Raw genomic sequence first — 18,584 nt, 5'->3', positions numbered from 1 at the left:
CAGGTGGCCGTCTAGGTATATTCTACCTAGACGGATACCTAGGAACCATCATGGCACTCAGCATCAAGGATCCCGAGACCGAGACGCTGGCCCGCGAATTGGCACGACGGACCGGCGAGTCCATCACCGAGGCGACCCGGCGCGCCCTGGAGGATCGGCTTCGGCGAGTGGTCGGCGCCAAGAAGGCACCGTTGCTGCTCGAGGAGATGGCCGCCATCCGCAAGCGGGTGGCAGCCCTGCCCGTCCTGGACCGCCGCAGCCCGGACGAGATCCTGGGCTATGACGAGGACGGGCTGCCGCGCTGATGGTGATCGACACCTCGGCGATCCTCACGATCTTGCTCAATGAGCCGGAAGCCATCGACTTCGAGCGGCGAATCGCGGCGAACCCGGTCCGGTTGATCTCGGCCGCGACCCTGGTCGAGGCCACCATCGTGATTGAAGCGCGGCTGGGGTGATGCGGGTGGCCGGGAACTCGACCTGTGGCTCCATCGGCTCGACGTCGAAACCGTGCCGGTCGACGCCGACCAGGCCCAGATGGCGCGGCGGGCGTGGCGCCGCTTCGGCAAGGGCCGACACCCGGCCGGGCTGAACTACGGCGACTGCTTCGCCTATGCCCTCGCGGCGACGAGGGGCGAGCCTCTCCTGTTCAAGGGCGACGATTTCAGCCGGACCGACCTGACGGCAGCCCCCTAGAACGGCGAATCGGCCGGCGCCTGTTCGCGCCGCTCGTCCATCTCGTAGTCGCGCAGCACCGCGGCGATGCGCAGGCGATAGCCCTGGAAGATGCCGGCGCGGCCGGCGGCCTGGGCGGCGCGGTGCTCGGCCCGGTTGCGCCAGCCGGCCACCGCTTCCTCGTTCTCCCAGAAGGACAGCGACAGCAGCTTGTCCGGATTGGTCAGGCTGCGGAAACGCTCGACCGAGATGAAGCCGGGCATCCGCTCCAACACCGGGCGCAGCCGGGCGGCATGGTCGAGATACTCCTCGAACCGGCCCTCCGCCGGCTCGACCTCGAAGATGACGGCGATCATGCGCTCCTCCCTGGCTGCGTCTTTCCGCCCAGATTAGCGGCGGCTAGAGGCAATGCCAGGTTGATCTGCCCCGGCACGGGCACCGGGATCTCGTCGATCATCAGCCGATAGCTCTTCTCCGCCGCGCCGGCGGCCGGCCGGCGCAGCAGCACGCGGATCACCTGCTCCCGCCCCGGCGGGATGGTGACGATCGGCGGGCTGGCGACCACCGCGCCGGTCGGGAACAGCCGGTCGATGCCGCCGGGTTGCGACCAGTCGAAGGTTCGCACCTGCACCGTCGCCGGCGCGGTGGCCCGGTTGGCCACGGTGATGGTCTGCGCCATCTGGCCCGCGGCGAAGTCGACGCCGATCGGCGCCACCTCGAGCCCCCCGGCCCGGGCTGCCGCGCTGCCGAGGCACAGCGCGGCCCAGGCCGCCGCGACCAGGGCGAGGCGTCGGCGCATCGCCGTCATCGCTCGATCCTGGTCAGTAGGTGACCGTGACGTTGATCGTATCCAGATATGCGTCGGGGGCAACGAACTGGCCGGCCGGGACACGGCCGTAGACGGTGGAGATGATGGGCACGGCGCCGGCGGTGAGATGGACCGTGTCGGTGCCCACCGTGTCGCCCCAGTTCACGGTGCGGCCGCTGTCGCTGTACAGGAAGTAGTCCAGCCGGGCGGTGGTGACGGTGGTGCCCGACATCTGGCGCGTGGTCACGGTGGCGCCGGCCGCCCCGCCGGCGTCGAGACCGATGTCGTAGGGGGTGCCGTTGGTGCAGGTCACGGTGATGGTGGAGGTGCTCAACGCCGCCGTCGAACTGGTGTAGTCGCCGAACGCCATCGGCGTCGCCACCACCGTGCAGAACTTCAGCACGGTCGCCGTGACCAGGAAGCTGGTGGTTGCCGTCGCCGCCTGAACAATACTGCCCGGCGCCAAGACCGCGATCGCTGCACCAATCAAAAGGCCAAATGAGATTCGCACGCTCGTCTCCAAAAACATCAATTATAAAAATCACGCCTCAGCAGAAGCGTCCACTCATAACGCCATAACCAGCAGGATCGATCAAGAAAAACAAGCCACTCAAATGGGTAATCGATGATTCATCCGACTTAAGCGAAGCGAGATGCCGTTGAACGACTACATAAAATAGCAATCGGTACTGTGCGATGCTTCTCGGACGAAACAGTGCCTCCGGAAAAAAGCGAAGCCGCGGCGGTCAGGCGCGGGTGCCGCCGACCGTCAGCCCGTCGATCCTGAGGGTCGGCTGCCCGACGCCGACCGGCACGCCCTGGCCTTCCTTGCCGCAGGTGCCGATGCCGGGGTCGAGCGCCATGTCGTTGCCGACCATCGACACCTTGGTCAGCGCGTCCGGCCCGTTGCCGATCAGGGTCGCGCCCTTCACCGCCGCACCGATCTTGCCGTCCTCGATCAGATAGGCCTCGGAGGCGGAGAACACGAACTTGCCGTTGGTGATGTCGACCTGGCCGCCGGCGAAGTTGACGGCGTAGAGGCCGCGCTTGACCGAGGCCAGGATCTCGGCCGCAGGCGTCTTGCCGCCGAGCATGATGGTGTTGGTCATCCGCGGCATCGGGTGGTGGGCGTAGCTCTGCCGCCTTCCGTTGCCGGTCGGCATCATGCCCATCAGCCGGGCGTTCATCCGGTCCTGCATGTAGCCGACCAGGATGCCGTCCTCGATCAGCGTGGTGCTGCGGGTGGGCGTACCCTCGTCGTCCACCGTCAGGCTGCCGCGCCGGTCCGGCAGGGTGCCGTCGTCGATCACGGTGACGCCGGGCGCCGCCACGCGCTGGCCCATCAGGCCGGAGAAGGCGGAGGTCTTCTTGCGGTTGAAGTCGCCCTCGAGGCCGTGGCCGATCGCCTCGTGCAGCAGGATGCCGGGCCAGCCGGAGCCGAGCACCACTGTCATCTCGCCGGCCGGCGCCTCGACCGCGTCGAGCCGTACCAGGGCCTGGCGCAGCGCCTCGTCGACCGCCGCCTGCCACTGCCCCGGCTCGAGGTAGAGATCGTAGCCGGTGCGGCCGCCGGCGCCGTGGCTGCCGCTCTCCATCCGGTCGCCGTCGCCGACCACGACCGAGACGTTGACCCGCACCAACGGCCGGATGTCGGCGGCGTGGCGGCCGTCGGCGCGGACGATCCGCACCGCCTGCCAGTTGCCGCTGATCGAGGCGCTGACCTGGCGCACCCGCGGATCCCTGGCCCGGGCATAGGCGTCGATCTCGGCCAGAACCTTGACCTTGGTCTCGAACGGCACGGCAGAGAGCGGGTTGGCGTCGGTGTAGAGCTGCCGGTTGGTGCCCTGCGGCGGCTCGGCCAGGCTGCCGCCATGGCCGGCGCGGACCGCGCGCACGGTCTCCACCGCCCGCTTGACCGCATCCTCACTCAGGATCGAGGCATGGCTGTAGCCGGTGGTCTCGCCCGCCACCGCGCGCAGGCCGAAGCCCTGCGACGTGTCGAAGCTGGCGCTCTTCAGCTTGCCATCGTCCCAGCTCAGCCCCTCGGACTGGACGTATTCCAGGAACAGCTCGCCGTCGTCGGCCCCTTGCAGGGCCTCGCCGACCAGCCGCTCGAGCCGGGCGCGGTCGAGCCCGGCCTGGGTGAAGAACAGGTCGTCGGTCTGATCGAGGGCGGTCATGGCGGGATTCCGGTCAGCGGATCTGGACTCCAGAGATAGTGCCCCGCGCCGGCCGGGGCCAGCCCCGATCGGCCGCGGCCGGCCGAATCGGCGCGCAAGGGGATGCGACCATTTGCGTGATGCCGCGACGGCACAGCCTGTTGTTGCCCCCGGGAACGCCCTGTATTTTCGCCCTGGCCAGGATTGGCCCGGCTTCGTGCGGCCGGCGATGTCGTAAGGGCTTCAACCCTTGCGGTTCCATCGCTATAAGGCCGGACGGAGTCCATTGCCGGCAACGGCCGGATGGGCCATGGGTGGGAACGACAACGATAACGAAAGAGCGCACGGCATGCGATCGGGCAGACTGCGTGAATTGGCGGCAGGGGTGTCGGCCCTGCTTCTCCTCGGCACAGGCGCGGCCTTCGCCGACGGACCGCCGCACAACTGGCAGCTCGGCTTCCAGGAAGCAGCTTCGCCGATCAAGGAGCAGATGGAGAGCTTCCACAACCTGCTCCTGGTCATCATCGTGGTGCTCACGGTGTTCGTGCTGGGGCTGCTGGTCTATGTCATGTGGCGCTTCAGTGCCGACCGCAACCCGGTGCCGTCGAAGACCGCGCACAACACGATCATCGAGGTGGTCTGGACGGTCGCGCCGGTCCTGATCCTGCTGGTCATCGTGGTGCCGTCCTTCCGGCTGCTCTACGCCGGCGACCGCACGCCGAACCCGGAGATGACCCTGATCGCCCATGGCTACCAGTGGTACTGGGGCTACGAATACCCGGACCAGAAGGTCGCCGAATACACCAGCTACGGGGTGAAGGACGAGGATCTGAAGCCGGATCAGGTGCGGATGCTGTCGGTCGACAACCCGGTGGTGCTGCCGGTCGACACCGACATCCAGATCCTGACCACCGCCGGCGACGTCATCCACTCCTGGGCGATACCCGCCTTCGGCGTGAAGAAGGACGCGATCCCGGGCCGGACCAACGAGACCTGGGTCCGCATCGACAAGCCGGGCGTCTATTACGGCCAGTGCTCGCAGCTGTGCGGCACCGACCACGCCTACATGCCGATCGAGGTGCATGCAGTCAGCCGGGCGGATTTCGACAAGTGGGTCGTCGAGAAGGTCGGGCCGAACCCGGCCGAAAAGCCGAAGCTTCTGACCATGACCTGGGACGAGGCGCAGGCGCGCACCAAGCTGGCCCAGGTAGGGCAGTGATCCCCATCGGGGAGTGATCCCACTCGGGGCCGGCGGCCCCGACAGGCAACCCCGGACGGGGAAGAGGTTAACACGATGGCTCACGCCGCAGCACATGGTCACGACGACCACCACCACGATCACAAGCCGGGCTTCTTCAAGCGCTGGCTGTTCTCGACCAACCACAAAGACATCGGCACGCTGTACCTGATCTTCGCGATCTGCGCGGGGCTGATCGGCGGCGTGTTCTCGCTGATCATGCGGCTCGAGCTGCAGAATCCAGGGATGCAGTTCCTGTCCGGCGGGCAGGAATGGAACGTCGTCGTCACCGCCCACGGCCTGATCATGATCTTCTTCACGGTCATGCCGGCGATGATCGGCGGCTTCGGCAACTGGTTCGTGCCGATCATGATCGGCGCCCCGGACATGGCCTTCCCGCGGCTGAACAACATCTCGTTCTGGCTGCTGGTCCCGGCCTTCGCGCTGCTGATCGGCTCCGCCTTCGTCGGCCAGGGCGCCGGCACCGGGTGGACCATCTACCCGCCGCTGTCCGAGGCCGGGCAGCCCGGGCCGTCGGTCGACATGGCGATCTTCGCCCTGCACCTGGCCGGCGCGTCCTCGATCCTCGGCGCGGTGAACTTCATCACCACCATCTTCAACATGCGCGCGCCGGGCATGACGCTGCACAAGATGCCGCTGTTCGTCTGGTCGATGCTGGTGACCGCGTTCCTGCTGCTGCTGGCGGTGCCGGTGCTGGGCGGCGCCATCACCATGCTGATCACCGACCGCAACTTCGGCACCAGCTTCTTCAAGCCCGAGGGCGGCGGCGACCCGATCCTGTTCCAGCACCTGTTCTGGTTCTTCGGGCACCCCGAGGTCTACATCATGATCCTGCCGGGCTTCGGCATGATCAGCCACATCGTGTCGACCTTCTCGAAGAAGCCGGTGTTCGGCTATCTCGGCATGGCCTACGCCATGGTCGCGATCGGCGTCGTCGGTTTCGTCGTGTGGGCGCACCACATGTTCACCACCGGCATCGACGTCGACACCCGCGCCTACTTCACCGCCGCCACCCTGATCATCGCGGTGCCGACCGGCATCAAGATCTTCTCGTGGATCGCGACGATGTGGGGCGGGTCGATCGAGTTCAAGACGCCGATGCTGTGGGCCGTCGGCTTCATCTTCCTGTTCACCATCGGCGGCGTCACCGGCGTCGTGCTGGCCAATGCCGGCATCGATACCGCCCTGCACGACACCTACTACGTCATCGCGCACTTCCACTACGTGCTTTCTCTGGGCGCGGTGTTCTCGATCTTCGGCGGCTTCTACTACTGGATCGGCAAGATGTCCGGCCGGCAGTACCCGGAGACCTGGGGCAAGATCCACTTCTGGATGACCTTCATCGGCGTCAACCTGACCTTCTTCCCGCAGCATTTCCTGGGTCTGGCCGGGATGCCGCGGCGCCAGCCGGACTATCCGGACGCGTTCCACGGCTGGAACATGGTGTCGTCGTTCGGCGCCTACATCTCGGTCGCGGCCGCCTTCCTGTTCGTCGGCATCGCCTTCTACACGATCCGCTACGGCCGCCGGGTGGAAAGCAACTACTGGGGCGAAGGCGCCACCACGCTGGAGTGGACGCTGCCGTCGCCGCCGCCCTTCCACCAGTTCGAGCAGTTGCCCCGGGTCAAGTGACCCGAGGCTGAGGAAAAGAGGAGACCGGGCCGGGCCGCGCGGATACTCCGTGCGGCCCGGTCTGCTTGAGGTTTATGATGGTTGACGTGACCCTGGACCGGACAGCCCGAACCGCCGCGGCCGAGGCCGAAGGCGGCGCCACCTGGCAGGACTATCTCGCGCTGTTGAAGCCGCGGGTGATGACGCTTGTCGTCTTCACCGGGATCGCCGGGCTGATCGCGGCGCCGGGCCATCTGCATCCGGTCCTGGCAGCCACCGCCGTGCTGTGCATCGCCGTCGGCGCCGGCGCGGCCGGGGCCATCAACATGTGGTACGACCGCGACATCGACGCGGTGATGAGCCGGACCTGCGGCCGGCCGATCGTGCGCGGCCGCATCGCACCGTCCGAGGCGCTGGCCTTCGGCGTGTTCCTGTCGGTCGCCGCCGTGCTGGTGATGGGGCTGGCGGTGAACTGGGTCGCCGCCCTGGTCCTGGCCTCGGCCTCGGCCTTCTACATCTTCGTCTACACCATCTGGCTGAAGCGGCGGACGCCGCAGAACATCGTCATCGGCGGCGCCGCCGGGTCGTTCCCGCCGATGATCGGCTGGGCTGCCGTGACCGGCGATGTCAGCGTGCCGTCGATGCTGCTGTTCGCCCTGATCTTCATGTGGACCCCGCCGCATTTCTGGGCGCTGGCGCTGTTCCGCAGCGAGGAATACGCCAAGGCCGGGGTGCCGATGCTGCCGGTGGTGTCCGGCGCGCGCGAAACCAAGCGCCAGATGCTGGCCTACACCCTGGCCCTGTTCCCGCTCGCCCTCGGCCCCTGGCTGGTCGGCACCGCCGGCCTGACCTACGGCATCGGCGCCGCGCTGCTGGGCGCGCTGTTCATCCTGTGCGCAGTGCGGGTGCTGCGCGAGGACGGCACGGCCACCAACCATCGCGCCGCCAAGCAGATGTTCGGCTTCTCCATCTTCTACCTGTTCGCGATCTTCGGCCTGCTGATCGTCGACCACACCGCGGTGCATTTCTGAGATGGCCGCCAGACCAATCCCGCCGGCAGCCCCGGCGCCCGATGCAAGGCGCCGCCTGCGCGGTCGCAACTTGGCGCTGGCCCTGGGCCTCGTCGCCTGGGTGGTGCTGATCTTCGTGATCACCATCGTCAAGATGAAGGGGGGGTGAGATGGCCGAACTGGATCCGAAGATCCGGCGCCGCAACCGCCTCATCCTGACCTCGCTGTGCGGCGTCGCCTTCTCGATGGGCGTGCTGGCCTTCGCCTCGTCGCCGCTGTACCGGCTGTTCTGCCAGGTCACCGGCTATGGCGGCACCACCCAGGTCGCCGATTCGGTGTCCGGCAAAGTGCTTGACCGCACCGTGCGGGTCCGCTTCGTCGCCAACACCGATGCCGGCCTGCCCTGGACCTTCAAGGCCGAGCAGAGCGAGGTCGAGGTCCGGCTGGGCGAGCCGGCGCTGATCTACTTCCAGGCCACCAGCACCGCCACGGAGCCGACCGCCGGCCAGGCGGTCTACAACGTGACGCCGGACAAGGTCGGGCTCTACTTCTCCAAGGTGCAGTGCTTCTGCTTCACCGAGCAGATCATCCAGCCGGGGGAAACGGTGGAGTTCCCGGTCTACTTCTATGTCGACGCGGCGATGGACGCGCAGCCGAATCTGAGCGACGTGCGCACCATCACCCTGTCCTACACCTTCTACGGCCAGCGCTCGAAGGCGCTGGAGAATGCGGTGGCCGCCTATTATCGTGCGGCCAAGAACGACGGCTGACGGCCTGCCGGCAGCACCAGGGCGGAACACCGAAGCGGATATCGGACGAGAGACCGAGAGGGGCACGAGGATGAGCACGACCGACGTCCATGCCGACAGGCACGAGACGAGCTACGAACTGAACGCGGTTCCGCATCCCTATCATCTGGTCGACCCCAGCCCATGGCCGCTGCTCGGGTCGCTCGCGGCGGGCTGCATGGCGATCGGCGGCGTCCTGTTCATGCATGACGAAGGGCCGGTCCTGCTGATCGCGGGCTTCCTCGGCGTGCTGGCCGTGATGTTCGGCTGGTGGCGCGACGTGATCAAGGAAGCCACCTTCCGCAAGCTGCACACCCCGGTGGTGAAGCTGGGCCTGCGCTACGGCATGATGCTGTTCATCGCCTCCGAGGTGATGTTCTTCGTCGCGTTCTTCTGGGCCTATTTCGACTCCAGCCTGTTCGTCAACGAGGCCTCGCAGTATGCCCGGGTCGCGGCCACCGGCGGCGTCTGGCCGCCCAAGGGCATCACCCCGGTCGACGCCTTCCACTTCCCGCTGCTGATGACCCTGGTGCTGCTGCTGTCGGGCTGCACCGTGACCTGGGCGCATCACGAGATCGTCGAAGGCCACATGAAGCAGGCGGCGAAGGCGCTCGGCATCACCGTGCTGCTCGGCGCGATCTTCACCTGCATCCAGGTCTGGGAATACACCCACTCCGAATTCGGCTTCAGCGACGGCGTCTTCGCCTCGACCTTCTACATGGCCACCGGCTTCCACGGCTTCCACGTGCTGGTCGGCACCATCTTCCTGGCGGTGTGCTGGTTCCGGACGGCGCGTGGCGACTTCACCAAGGACAGCCATTTCGGCTTCGAGGCCGCCGCCTGGTACTGGCACTTCGTCGACGCGGTCTGGCTGTTCCTGTTCGTCGCCATCTACTGGTGGGGCGGCCATGGCGGCGCCGTCGCGGCGCACTAGGCCTCGGTGGCTCCTGTCTCTCCCCTGGCCGCGGCGCTGGGCTGCAAATGCCCGCGCTGCGGCCGGGGCGCCCTGTTCAAGGGCTTCCTGACGGTCGCCGACCGCTGCGCGGCCTGCGACCTCGACCTCTCCGAGGTCGATTCCGGTGACGGCCCGGCCGTCTTCCTGATCTTCATCCTCGGCTTCACCGTGGTGCCGCTGACCCTCTGGCTCGGCTTCGCCTTCGACCTGCCCGACTGGGCGCCGGTCGCGATCGGCGCCACCCTCCTCGTCCTGCTCACCGCCCTCCTGATCCGCCCCGCCAAGGCTTATGTCGTGGCGCTGCAATACCGGCACCGCCGCACCGGCGGCTGAGAGCCCTCAATGGCATCGCGTTTCCGGCCGGACTTCTGGCCGACCGTCTTCCTGGTCCCCGCCCTCGCCCTGATGCTCGGGCTCGGCATCTGGCAGCTCGAGCGCCTGGCCTGGAAGACCGACCTGATCGACCGGATCGAGCACGGCCTGGCCGCCCCGCCGGCGCCGCTGCCCGCCCGGCTCGACGACCCCGTCTTCGACTACCGCCACGTCACCGTCACCGGCCGCTTCGACGACGTCCATGCCTTCCGGCTGCTGGCCCGCGTGAATGACGGCGCCGCCGGCATCCAGGTGGTGACGCCGCTGCTCCGCGACGATGGCGGCCCGGTGGTCATGGTCAATCGCGGCTGGGTGCCGCTGGGCGCCGACGGCAAGCCCGCCGCGTATGCCCCGCCGCCTGCGGGCACGGTGACGGTCGAGGGCGTGGCCCGCCGCCCGCTGCCCCAGGGCTGGATGCAGCCCGACAACAGCCCGGCCACCAATGAGTGGTTCTGGGCCGACCTGCCGGCCATGGCCGCCGCGGCCGGGCTGGGAGCGGCGGCGCCGGTGGTGGTCGAGCAGGCGGCCGGCCCCGATCGCGCGCGGTATCCGCTGGGCGGCCAGACCAACATCGACCTGCCGAACAATCATCTCGAATACGCGATCACCTGGTTCGGTTTCGCCGTCATCCTGGTCGCGATCTACCTGCTGCACCATCTGCGGCGCGGCCGCACCGCCCGGAAAGGACCCGACGCATGACCGCCTATTCCGAGATCGCCGCCCATTTCGGCCGCATCGCGGCGCTGTCCAACGCCATCGGCATCCTCGACTGGGACAACGCCACGATGATGCCGAAGGGCGCCACCGAGACCCGGGCCGAGAGCCTGGCGCTGCTGCAGGTGCTGCGCCATGGCATGGTGACCGACCCGCGCCTGTCCGACTGGCTGCCCGAGGCCGAGGCCGACAATGCGCTGGGCGAGTGGGAACGCGCCAATCTGCGCGAGATCCGGCGGCTGTGGACGGTGCAGACCGTGGTGCCGTCCGACCTGGTGGAGGCCTCGAGCAAGGCCATCTCGGCCTGCGAGATGGCGTGGCGCCAGGCCCGTGCCGATTCGGACTTCGCATCCCTCTTGCCGAAGCTGCAGCAGGTGCTGCGGCTGCAGCGCGAGATCGGCCGCGCCAAGGGCGAGGCGCTGGGCCTGTCGGCCTATGACGCCCTGTTGAACGACTACGAGCCCGGCGGGCGGTCGGAGCGGATCGACGCGCTGTTCGACGATCTGGCCGAATTCCTGCCCGGCTTCACCGAGGAGGTGCTGGCCGCCCAGGCGCGCCGGCCGGCGACGCCGCGGCCGGAAGGCCCCTTCCCGGTCGAGTCGCAGCGGGCGCTGGGCGTCGCCATGATGGGGGTGCTGGGCTACGACTTCGAGCGCGGGCGGCTGGACGTTTCCACCCATCCGTTCTGCGGCGGCGCCGACAACGATGTCCGCATCACCACCCGCTACGACGAGGCCGACTTCACCCGCGCCCTCATGGGCGTGCTGCACGAGACCGGCCACGCCCTCTACGAGCAGAGCCGGCCGCAGGCCTGGATGAGCCAGCCGGTCGGCCAGGCCCGCGGCATGAGCGTGCATGAGAGCCAGTCGCTGCTGATGGAGATGCAGGCCTGCCGCAGCCGCGAGTTCATCGCCTTCGCCGCGCCGCGGATGCGCGACGCCTTCGGCGGCAGCGGCCCGGCCTGGGAGGCGGAGGCGCTGTGGCGCCACTACACCCGGGTCGAGCGCGGCTTCATCCGGGTCGATGCCGACGAGGTGACCTACCCCGCCCATGTCATCCTGCGCTACCGGCTGGAGAAGGCGATGATCGCCGATGAGCTGCCGCTGGCCGACCTGCCCGCCGCCTGGAACGACGGCATGCAGGCGCTGCTGGGCGTGGTGCCGCCGAACGACCGGCTGGGCTGCCTGCAGGACATCCACTGGCCGAGCGGCGGCTGGGGCTATTTCCCGACCTACACGCTGGGCGCGATGACCGCGGCGCAGATCTTCGACGCCGCCACCCGCGCCGAGCCGGAGATTCTGCCCGCGATCGGCTGCGGCGACTTCGCGCCGCTGGTCGGCTGGCTGCGCGCCAACATCCACGGCCAGGGCTCGCGCTGGGAGACCGACGAGCTCCTGACCCGCGCCACCGGCCGGCCGCTCGACGCCGCCGTGTTCAAGGCGCATCTGCGCCGTCGCTACGGAGGTGAGGGCTGATCCGGCCCCGCACGTTGATGGGGCCAGTGCGATCATGCACAGTCTGACACCCGTTGTCGCTCTCAACATCGCAAATACGGCGCAATTCCCTTGAGTCAGCCTTTGGGGGCCTGACGCCCGAAACTTGCATGCCTCCAATGCGGGTTTGACGCGCAGGATTCCGTCTCATCAGACGAGTTGAGTCGGAATCCCGCACGCCCGAGGGGGCCGCGCCGCCGCGGCCTTGAGACATGACCACCCGCCTTCCGCGCCAAGTGCTGATCCCGCTGATCATCGCCTGCGCGCTGTTCATGGAGAATCTCGATTCGACGGTGATCGGGACCTCGCTGCCGCAGATCGCCCGTTCCTTCGGCACCGACCCGCTGCATCTCAGCCTCGCCATCACCTCCTACCTGCTCAGCCTCGCCGTCTTCATCCCGGCCAGCGGCTGGGTGGCGGACCGCTTTGGCGCCAAGAACGTGTTCCGCGCCGCCATCATCGTCTTCACCCTCGGCTCGATCCTCTGCGGCCTGTCCAATTCGACGGTCGAGCTGGTCGGCGCGCGAATCATCCAGGGCATGGGCGGCGCCATGATGGTACCGGTGGGCCGGCTGGTGCTGCTGCGCAGCGTGTCGAAGGCCGAGCTGGTGCGGGCCATGGCCTATCTGACCACTCCGGCACTGTTGGGCCCCGTGCTGGGCCCGCCGCTGGGCGGCTTCATCACCACCTATAGCTCCTGGCGCCTGATCTTCTTCATCAATGTCCCGATCGGGATCATCGGCGTGATCCTGGTGACGCTGTTCATCGACGATGTGCGGGAGGAGGAGCGCACCCCGTTCGACGTCCGGGGCCTGCTGATGTCCGGCGTCGCCCTGGGCTGCCTGGTGTTCGGCTTCGAGACGCTGGGCAGATCGATCGTGCCGCTGCCGGTCACGGGCGGGCTGTTCGTCATCGGCCTCGGCTCACTCTGGCTCTATATCAGGCACGCCCACCGGGTGCCGGCGCCGATCATCGACCTGACGCTGCTGCATGTCCGCACCTTCCGCATTTCGGTCGTCGCCGGCACCATCTTCCGGGTCGGCATAGGCGCCATCCCGTTCCTGCTGCCGCTGATGCTGCAGCTCGGCTTCGGCATGACCCCGTTCGAATCCGGCATGCTGACCTTCATCAGTGCTGCGGGGGCGCTGTGCATGAAGATGACGGCCACCCGGATCATCCGCCATTTCGGCTTCCGCCGGGTGCTGGTGTGGAACGCGGTGATCAGCGCCGTCTTCCTGATGAGCTACGCGCTGTTCCGGGCCGACACGCCGCATCTCTTGATCATGGCGCTGCTGCTGGCCGGCGGCTATTTCCGGTCGCTGCAGTTCACCAGCCTGAACACGCTGGCCTTCGCCGACATCCCGCCGCAGAAGATGAGCCGTGCCTCCAGCTTCTCGAGCACGGCGCAGCAGCTGTCGGCCAGCCTGGGCGTCGCCACCGGCGCAGTGCTGTTGAACCTGACGCTGATGCTGCATGGCGGCACCACGCTGCAGGCGACCGACTTCTCCTGGGCGTTCTTCGCGGTCGGCCTGCTGTCGCTGTGTTCGGTGCTGATGTTCATGCGCCTCGCCCCCGATGCCGGGGCCGAGGTCTCCGGCCACGCTGTCGCCCCGGTGCGGTCGGAGCCGCCGGGCTCTCCCCGCGTCGCGCCCGGGGAGTAGGCCTCAGGTTCCCAGAAGCCGATCGCGGGCGGCATTGAGCCTGGCCGCCAGGTCGGCGGAGCCGCCGCGGTCCGGGTGGTGCCGCTTCATCATCCGCCGATGCGCCGCCTTCACCGCCGCGGGCGAGGCGCCGGCGGGCAGGCCGAGCAGGGCATAGGCCTCGGCCTCCGACATCTCCCCCCCACGCGGGCCGACCCCGTCCTGCTTGGCCCAGTCCGGGCCGAAGCGGCGGTCGAGATAGGTCTCCAGCACCCGCGCCGAATCGGGGTCGTCGGCGCGGCATTCGAACAGCAGGCGCAGCAGCGCCGGCAGCGGCAGCGACGCCAGGCTGCGCCCCTCCGTCGGCCCTGGCCGCAGGACATAGCCGTCCATGCTGCCGCTGCCGTGGTCGAGCTGGATGTCGAGGCTGCGCGTCTTCAGCCGCGAGGCGCCGCCGGGCGTCGGCCCGGCTGCGGTCTGGCGCCCGCGGCGCCAGCGCAGGAACCAGGGCAGCCCCTGGATCAGGAGCGGCGACAGGCGCTGCAGCCACAGGATCGCGGCGCCAAGCACGGCGAGCAGGCCGGACAGGCGCCCGGTCAGCAGCAGGAACAGGCCGAGCCCTGCCAGCAGCACGATGCCGCCCCAGCGCGCGCCGCGGATCACCTGCTTCGGCTGGGTGTTGGCGAACCAACTGGCGAGCAGCGGCAGCCCGAGGCCGAGCGCCAGGACCAGGATGAGAAGCTGAAGCACGGTTGCGGCCTAACCTCCCATCCGCCCGATCAGCGCCGTGACCGCGGCGCCGCGGCGGCGGCCGAGATCCTCCAGCGCCGGGCGTCCGCCGGCGGCATAGACCGCGACGGCGGCCAGCAGGTCGCGCAGCTGGCCCGGGCTCGAAGCATCGAACGGGCAATAGGCGCCGCGGGTCAGTCGCGCGATCTCGCGGAAGGCGCGGGCGGCCAGCGGGTCGGGGCCTTCATGGAACAGGAACACCGGCACGCCGCGCAGCGCCAGCCGCCCGGCCTTGGCGCAGACCGGGTCGAGCGATTCCTCGAAGGCGTCGCCGACGAAGACCAGGGCATCGACCTTGCCGCGCCCGGCCTCCGCCTCGGCATGGCTCAGCACCCGGCCGAGCTGGGTCTCGCCCGCGCGGCAGCGCACCTTGCTCATCAGCCGGGCCAGCTCGACGCCGTCGGAGACCCAGGCGGTGGCCTTGCACTCGCCGAAGCCGCGGTAGAACACCAGCTGCAGGTCCAGCCCGCCCAGCGCCGCGGTCTCGGTGAACATCTCGCCCTGCAGGCGGCAGGCGCGGTCCCAGGTGTCCTCGCGGCTCTGCGTCGCGTCGAGCGCGAAGATCAGCCGGCCGCGCCGCCCGTCCTGGCGCTGCACCGGCGTTGCCGCCACCCGGCGCAGGAAGGCGTCGACCTCCGACCGGTTCTGGCCGGCAGGCAGCTTGTCGTCGGGGCCGGTCATGACTTCGTGTCCATCACCGATAATGATGGGGACCGGCGGGCGGAAATCCAATCGGAACGGGTCGCGAACCCGTCAGATCAGGCCGACATCCCGGCGCAGTGCGTCCGGCAAGGTCTCGACCGAGCGTAGAGCCGGGCGCAGCCGAAACAGCCAGCGCAGCCAGCCGCGGCGGAACGGGCGACTGGAGATCCATGTCAGGGCGAAGGTCATGGCCGTGCACTCCGAGGCTTGCCGGGACCACGGATCCATGAGACAGAATCATCATGACCCCGACGGATCGAAGCTTATGCAGCCTGGGGTGTCATAGCGAATGATGGCTTCTCGCTTTGCCATGAGCACAAATAATGAGTGACGTGAGTCCCCATCTGCCGCTGGCGGCGCTGCGCACCTTCGACAGCGTGGCCCGACACCTCAGCTTCACCCGGGCGGCGGCCGAGCTGGCGGTGACCCAGAGTGCCGTGAGCCATCAGATCCGTTCGCTCGAATCCGACATGTGCGTGCGGCTGTTCAAGCGGCTGAACCCCGGCATTGCCCTGACCGAGGCCGGGGCGCAGCTGGCGCCGGAGGTTCGGGCGGCGCTGGAGCGGCTGGGCGCGGCGGTCGCTTACACCAAGCGCTGCGGCCGCGGCGGTGTGCTGCGGGTCGGCGCCGGCGGCGCCTTCGCGACCGGCTGGCTGGTGCCGCGCCTCGGCCGCTTTGCCGCCGCGCATCCGGAGATCGAGGTGCGGCTGTCGATGGCGATGCGCAACCCGGACCTGGAGGAGGACGAGCTGGACCTCGCCGTGCTGGGGCAGGACGCGGACCGGCCGCCGCAGCCGGATAGCGAGGCGGTGCTGTTCGAGGAGCGGATCTACCCGGTGTGCAGCCCGACGCTGCTGCCCTTGCTCCGCACCCCGGCCGACCTGGTCCGGGTCACCCTGCTGCATGAAGAGTGTGACGAGGCGCCGTCGCCACGCTCGGCCCTGAGCTGGGAGACGTGGCTGGAGCGGCTGGCCGTGGCGGACCAGCCGCGGCGCAGCGGCATCCGCCTCAGCCATTTCACCCTGGTGCTGGCGGCGGCGCTGGACGGGGTCGGGGTAGCGCTCGGCCGCGAGCAGCTGATCCGGCCGGCGCTGGCCGAGGGCCGGCTGGTCCGCCCGTTCGGGCCGGAGCTGGAGCTGCGCAGCCGGCGCCAGGTGATCCGCTGGCGCAGCGCACCCGGGAACGAGGCCCGCATCGCGTCCTTCCGAAGCTGGCTTCTGGCGGAAAGCGCGGCCGACCGCTAGCCTCGTCACCGGAGCCTCACCAATCCGGATCGATGATGCCCTCTTCGCGCGCCCTCTTCCTCGCCGGCCTGGCCGCCGCCTGCCTCCTCGGCCTCGCCACCCCGGGCGCCCAGGCACAAGGCGCCACCGCCGCGCCGCGCGAGATCATCGTCGCCACGGCCCCGGTCAACTCGCCGCTCGGCCGCTGGGGCGGCGTCTTCGTCGAGCGATTGAAGGCGAACCAACCGGTGTCGGAGGCGATCACCGCCGGTCCCCTGCCGAATGTCGCGCTGCTGCAGAGCGGCCGGGTGGCGATCGGCCTGGTCTCGCTCGACGTCGCCGCCGCGGCGTGGGGCGGCACCAGCCCGATGGCGCCGGGCATGAAGTTCGACCATCTGCGCGCCCTGGCCCCGGTGGCGCCGGCCGCGGTGCTGCGCTTCGTGGTTCCGGCGGGCAGCGGCATCACCGGCGCCTCCGGCCTCGCAGGCAAACGGGTGGCGCTGACCACCGACGACACCCTGACCGAGCCGATGCTGAAGGCGCTGGACATCAAAGCGACGCTGCGGCGCCTGCCGCTGGCCGAGGTCGCCAAGCAGTTCGCCGACAAGAAGATCGACGCGGTCGCGGTCACCGGCCTGGAGCCTTTCGCCCTGCCGCCGGCGCAGCCTGCCGTGACCTTCGGCCTGACCGCGGCCGAGATCGCCACGGTCGCCGGCGCGCTTCCCGGCGTGGCCGCTGCCACGGTGCCCCTGCCGCCCACGCCGCCGGCTCCGGCCGCCGATCCGGCTGCCGCAACCGATCCTGCCGCTCCGCCTCCGGCAGCAGTCGCCCTGCCGCCGCAGCCGCTGCCGCCCAGCGCCGGCATGTGGACCTGGCTGGTCGCGACCGACGCGCTGCCGGAGGATGTCGCCCGCCGCGCCACCGAGATCGCGGTCGGCGAGGCGGCACCCCTGGCCGCGACCGCGGGCCTCGAAGCCTCGCCGGCGCTCGACCCGCTGACCAACCGCGCCCTGCCCTTCCACCGCGGCGCCGCCACAGCCTGGGCCGCGCATGGCGTCACGGTACCCGCGGATCAGGTGCGGTAGGACCGATCAACGAATTATAAATCGCCATCGCGAGAACCCCGGCCTTGAGCCGGGGCGTGGCGATCCAGCGGCGCCGGCCCCTGGATGGACACGTCCCTGCGGGGCTCGCCATTGACGGTTCTGGACTACCCCGCCTTCAACTGGCTCTCCACCAGGCCCGCCAGCAGCGAGGCGCCGAGCGGCAAGACCTCGTCGTTGAAGTCGTAATGCGGGTTGTGGATCATCGCCCCCGAGGCGCCGCCGGCCTGGCCGAGGAACAGATAGGCGCCCGGCCGGGCGTTCAGCAGATAGGCGAAGTCCTCGCCGCCCAGCGACGGCTCGACGTCGCGCTGGACATTGCCCGCGCCGACCACCGCCTCCGCCACCCGCGCCGCGGTCTCGGCCTGCTCGGCGTGGTTCACCGTCGCCGGGTAGCCGTACTGGTAGTCGATCTCGATCGCGACGTCGAAGGCGGCGGCGATGCCGTCGACGATCCGCCGGATGCCGGCGACCATCATCGCCTGCACCTCGGGCCGGAAGGTCCGCACCGTGCCGTTCAGATAGGCCTCATCCGGGATCACGTTGTGGGTGCTGCCGGTGTGGATCTGGGTGATCGACAGCACCGCCGAATCCATCGGGTTGGTGTTGCGGCTGACCAAAGTCTGCAGCGCGCCGACCAGCTGGGCCGCGATCACCACCGGGTCCTTCGCCGATTGCGGGATCGCGGCATGGCCGCCGACGCCGCGGATCCTGATGTCGAACATGTCGGCCGCCGCCATCATCGGGCCGGGCCGCACCCCGACCGTACCGGCCGGCAGCAGCGGCCAGTTGTGCAGGCCGTAGACCTCGTCGCAGGGGAAACGGTCGAACAGCCCCTCGCGGACCATCACATCGCCGCCGCCGCCGCCTTCCTCGGCCGGCTGGAAGATGAAGTGCACGGTGCCGTCGAAGTTCCGCGTCTCGGCCAGGTACTGGGCGGCGCCGAGCAGCATGGTGGTGTGGCCGTCATGGCCGCAGGCATGCATCCTGCCGGGCACGGTCGATCTGTGGGCGAAGTCGTTGACCTCGTCCATCGGCAGGCAGTCCATGTCGGCGCGCAGGCCGATGGTGCGGCCGCTGTCGGTTCGCCCCTTGAGCACACCGACGACCCCGGTCTTGGCCAGGCCGCGATGCACCTCGATGCCCCAGGAGGCCAGCTTCTCCGCCACGATGCCCGAGGTCCGCACCTCCTCGAAGCCGAGCTCGGGATGGGCGTGGAGGTCGCGCCGCCAGGCGGTCATCTCCTCCTTGCGGGCGGCGATCGAATTGATGACGGGCATCGGTC

At 69.3% G+C, this 18,584-nt stretch carries 23 protein-coding genes; 15 read left to right on the top strand and 8 right to left on the bottom strand.

The annotated features are described in order from the left end of the window. Window positions 1–50 precede the first annotated feature (50 nt). The 3 genes from QFZ27_RS10455 to QFZ27_RS10445 are packed head-to-tail and all read left to right on the top strand — an operon-like array spanning window position 51 to window position 695. Window positions 51–305, top strand: a complete 255-nt coding sequence (locus tag QFZ27_RS10455; protein ID WP_429226254.1) for a type II toxin-antitoxin system VapB family antitoxin — start codon at window positions 51–53, stop codon at window positions 303–305. Next, window positions 305–457 carry a type II toxin-antitoxin system VapC family toxin gene (locus QFZ27_RS10450; protein WP_429226253.1) on the top strand — a complete coding sequence of 51 codons (153 nt, stop codon included), beginning with the start codon at window positions 305–307 and terminating at the stop codon, window positions 455–457. The genes QFZ27_RS10455 and QFZ27_RS10450 overlap by 1 nt, the downstream gene beginning before the upstream one ends. After that, window positions 438–695, top strand: a complete 258-nt coding sequence (locus tag QFZ27_RS10445; protein WP_429226252.1) for a type II toxin-antitoxin system VapC family toxin — start codon at window positions 438–440, stop codon at window positions 693–695. The genes QFZ27_RS10450 and QFZ27_RS10445 overlap by 20 nt, the downstream gene beginning before the upstream one ends. Here QFZ27_RS10445 and QFZ27_RS10440 read toward each other — a convergent pair. The 4 genes from QFZ27_RS10440 to tldD form a co-directional block, all read right to left on the bottom strand. Further along, complete coding sequence (locus QFZ27_RS10440) at window positions 692–1,030, bottom strand: antibiotic biosynthesis monooxygenase family protein (protein ID WP_429226251.1); 339 nt, start codon at window positions 1,028–1,030, stop codon at window positions 692–694. The genes QFZ27_RS10445 and QFZ27_RS10440 overlap by 4 nt on opposite strands. Continuing rightward, on the bottom strand, window positions 1,027–1,482 hold the full coding sequence (locus QFZ27_RS10435; RefSeq protein ID WP_429226250.1) for a fimbrial biogenesis chaperone: 456 nt from the start codon (window positions 1,480–1,482) through the stop codon (window positions 1,027–1,029). Before QFZ27_RS10435 ends, QFZ27_RS10440 begins: the two co-directional genes overlap by 4 nt. A 13-nt stretch (window positions 1,483–1,495) precedes the next feature. Beyond that, the gene (locus tag QFZ27_RS10430) at window positions 1,496–1,993 is read right to left on the bottom strand and encodes a Csu type fimbrial protein (protein ID WP_429226249.1); all 498 of its coding nucleotides are present in this window, start codon (window positions 1,991–1,993) and stop codon (window positions 1,496–1,498) included. A 235-nt stretch (window positions 1,994–2,228) separates the two neighbouring features. After that, the gene (gene tldD / locus QFZ27_RS10425; RefSeq protein WP_429226248.1) at window positions 2,229–3,662 is read right to left on the bottom strand and encodes a metalloprotease TldD; all 1,434 of its coding nucleotides are present in this window, start codon (window positions 3,660–3,662) and stop codon (window positions 2,229–2,231) included. A gap of 328 nt (window positions 3,663–3,990) precedes the next feature. Here tldD and coxB point away from each other — a divergent pair, with 328 nt between their 5' ends. The 10 genes from coxB to QFZ27_RS10375 all read left to right on the top strand — a co-directional run bounded on the left by coxB (window position 3,991) and on the right by QFZ27_RS10375 (window position 13,503). Further along, on the top strand, window positions 3,991–4,860 hold the full coding sequence (coxB, locus tag QFZ27_RS10420) for a cytochrome c oxidase subunit II (RefSeq protein WP_429226247.1): 870 nt from the start codon (window positions 3,991–3,993) through the stop codon (window positions 4,858–4,860). Between the two features lie 75 nt (window positions 4,861–4,935). Next, window positions 4,936–6,531, top strand: a complete 1,596-nt coding sequence (gene ctaD / locus QFZ27_RS10415) for a cytochrome c oxidase subunit I (RefSeq protein ID WP_429226246.1) — start codon at window positions 4,936–4,938, stop codon at window positions 6,529–6,531. Between the two features lie 77 nt (window positions 6,532–6,608). After that, entirely contained in the window at window positions 6,609–7,541 is a 933-nt protein-coding gene (locus QFZ27_RS10410) for a heme o synthase (RefSeq protein WP_429226245.1), read from the top strand. A gap of 1 nt (window position 7,542) precedes the next feature. Then, complete coding sequence (locus tag QFZ27_RS10405; protein WP_429226244.1) at window positions 7,543–7,689, top strand: hypothetical protein; 147 nt, start codon at window positions 7,543–7,545, stop codon at window positions 7,687–7,689. Between the two features lies 1 nt (window position 7,690). Beyond that, on the top strand, window positions 7,691–8,290 hold the full coding sequence (locus QFZ27_RS10400; protein WP_429226243.1) for a cytochrome c oxidase assembly protein: 600 nt from the start codon (window positions 7,691–7,693) through the stop codon (window positions 8,288–8,290). A gap of 70 nt (window positions 8,291–8,360) precedes the next feature. Then, the gene (locus QFZ27_RS10395) at window positions 8,361–9,242 is read left to right on the top strand and encodes a cytochrome c oxidase subunit 3 (RefSeq protein WP_429226242.1); all 882 of its coding nucleotides are present in this window, start codon (window positions 8,361–8,363) and stop codon (window positions 9,240–9,242) included. 6 nt (window positions 9,243–9,248) lie between these two features. Next, window positions 9,249–9,596, top strand: a complete 348-nt coding sequence (locus QFZ27_RS10390) for a DUF983 domain-containing protein (protein WP_429226241.1) — start codon at window positions 9,249–9,251, stop codon at window positions 9,594–9,596. 9 nt (window positions 9,597–9,605) lie between these two features. After that, a complete protein-coding gene (locus QFZ27_RS10385) occupies window positions 9,606–10,334 on the top strand; it encodes an SURF1 family protein (protein WP_429226240.1) in 729 nt (242 codons plus the stop codon). Beyond that, a complete protein-coding gene (locus QFZ27_RS10380) occupies window positions 10,331–11,824 on the top strand; it encodes a carboxypeptidase M32 (protein ID WP_429226238.1) in 1,494 nt (497 codons plus the stop codon). Before QFZ27_RS10385 ends, QFZ27_RS10380 begins: the two co-directional genes overlap by 4 nt. A gap of 230 nt (window positions 11,825–12,054) precedes the next feature. After that, window positions 12,055–13,503, top strand: coding sequence for a DHA2 family efflux MFS transporter permease subunit (locus tag QFZ27_RS10375; RefSeq protein ID WP_429226237.1), 1,449 nt, complete (start codon window positions 12,055–12,057; stop codon window positions 13,501–13,503). Window positions 13,504–13,506: 3 nt separating this feature from the next. On the opposite strand, the gene QFZ27_RS10370 is transcribed toward QFZ27_RS10375, so the two are convergent. From QFZ27_RS10370 to QFZ27_RS10360, 3 genes are all read right to left on the bottom strand, one after another. Further along, complete coding sequence (locus QFZ27_RS10370; RefSeq protein ID WP_429226236.1) at window positions 13,507–14,232, bottom strand: J domain-containing protein; 726 nt, start codon at window positions 14,230–14,232, stop codon at window positions 13,507–13,509. Window positions 14,233–14,241: 9 nt separating this feature from the next. Next, complete coding sequence (locus QFZ27_RS10365; RefSeq protein ID WP_429226234.1) at window positions 14,242–14,952, bottom strand: VWA domain-containing protein; 711 nt, start codon at window positions 14,950–14,952, stop codon at window positions 14,242–14,244. Between the two features lie 72 nt (window positions 14,953–15,024). Next, a complete protein-coding gene (locus QFZ27_RS10360; RefSeq protein WP_429226233.1) occupies window positions 15,025–15,162 on the bottom strand; it encodes a hypothetical protein in 138 nt (45 codons plus the stop codon). 134 nt (window positions 15,163–15,296) lie between these two features. Between QFZ27_RS10360 and QFZ27_RS10355 the strand changes: the two genes are divergently transcribed. Together QFZ27_RS10355 and QFZ27_RS10350 are read left to right on the top strand one after the other, a co-directional pair. Next, window positions 15,297–16,217 (top strand): LysR substrate-binding domain-containing protein, encoded by a 921-nt coding sequence (locus tag QFZ27_RS10355; protein ID WP_429226232.1) that lies wholly within the window; start codon window positions 15,297–15,299, stop codon window positions 16,215–16,217. Window positions 16,218–16,249: 32 nt separating this feature from the next. Continuing rightward, complete coding sequence (locus QFZ27_RS10350; RefSeq protein WP_429226231.1) at window positions 16,250–17,281, top strand: TAXI family TRAP transporter solute-binding subunit; 1,032 nt, start codon at window positions 16,250–16,252, stop codon at window positions 17,279–17,281. A gap of 125 nt (window positions 17,282–17,406) precedes the next feature. Here the strand turns inward: QFZ27_RS10350 and QFZ27_RS10345 are convergent, their stop codons facing one another. After that, window positions 17,407–18,579: a M20 aminoacylase family protein gene (locus QFZ27_RS10345; RefSeq protein WP_429226230.1), complete on the bottom strand. Its 1,173-nt coding sequence runs from the start codon at window positions 18,577–18,579 to the stop codon at window positions 17,407–17,409. Window positions 18,580–18,584 lie beyond the last annotated feature (5 nt).

Source organism: Inquilinus ginsengisoli (assembly GCF_050434925.1).
In the GTDB taxonomy this organism is placed as follows: Bacteria; Pseudomonadota; Alphaproteobacteria; order DSM-16000; family Inquilinaceae; genus Inquilinus; species Inquilinus ginsengisoli_B.
This window is presented reverse-complemented; position numbering and strand designations above follow the sequence as displayed.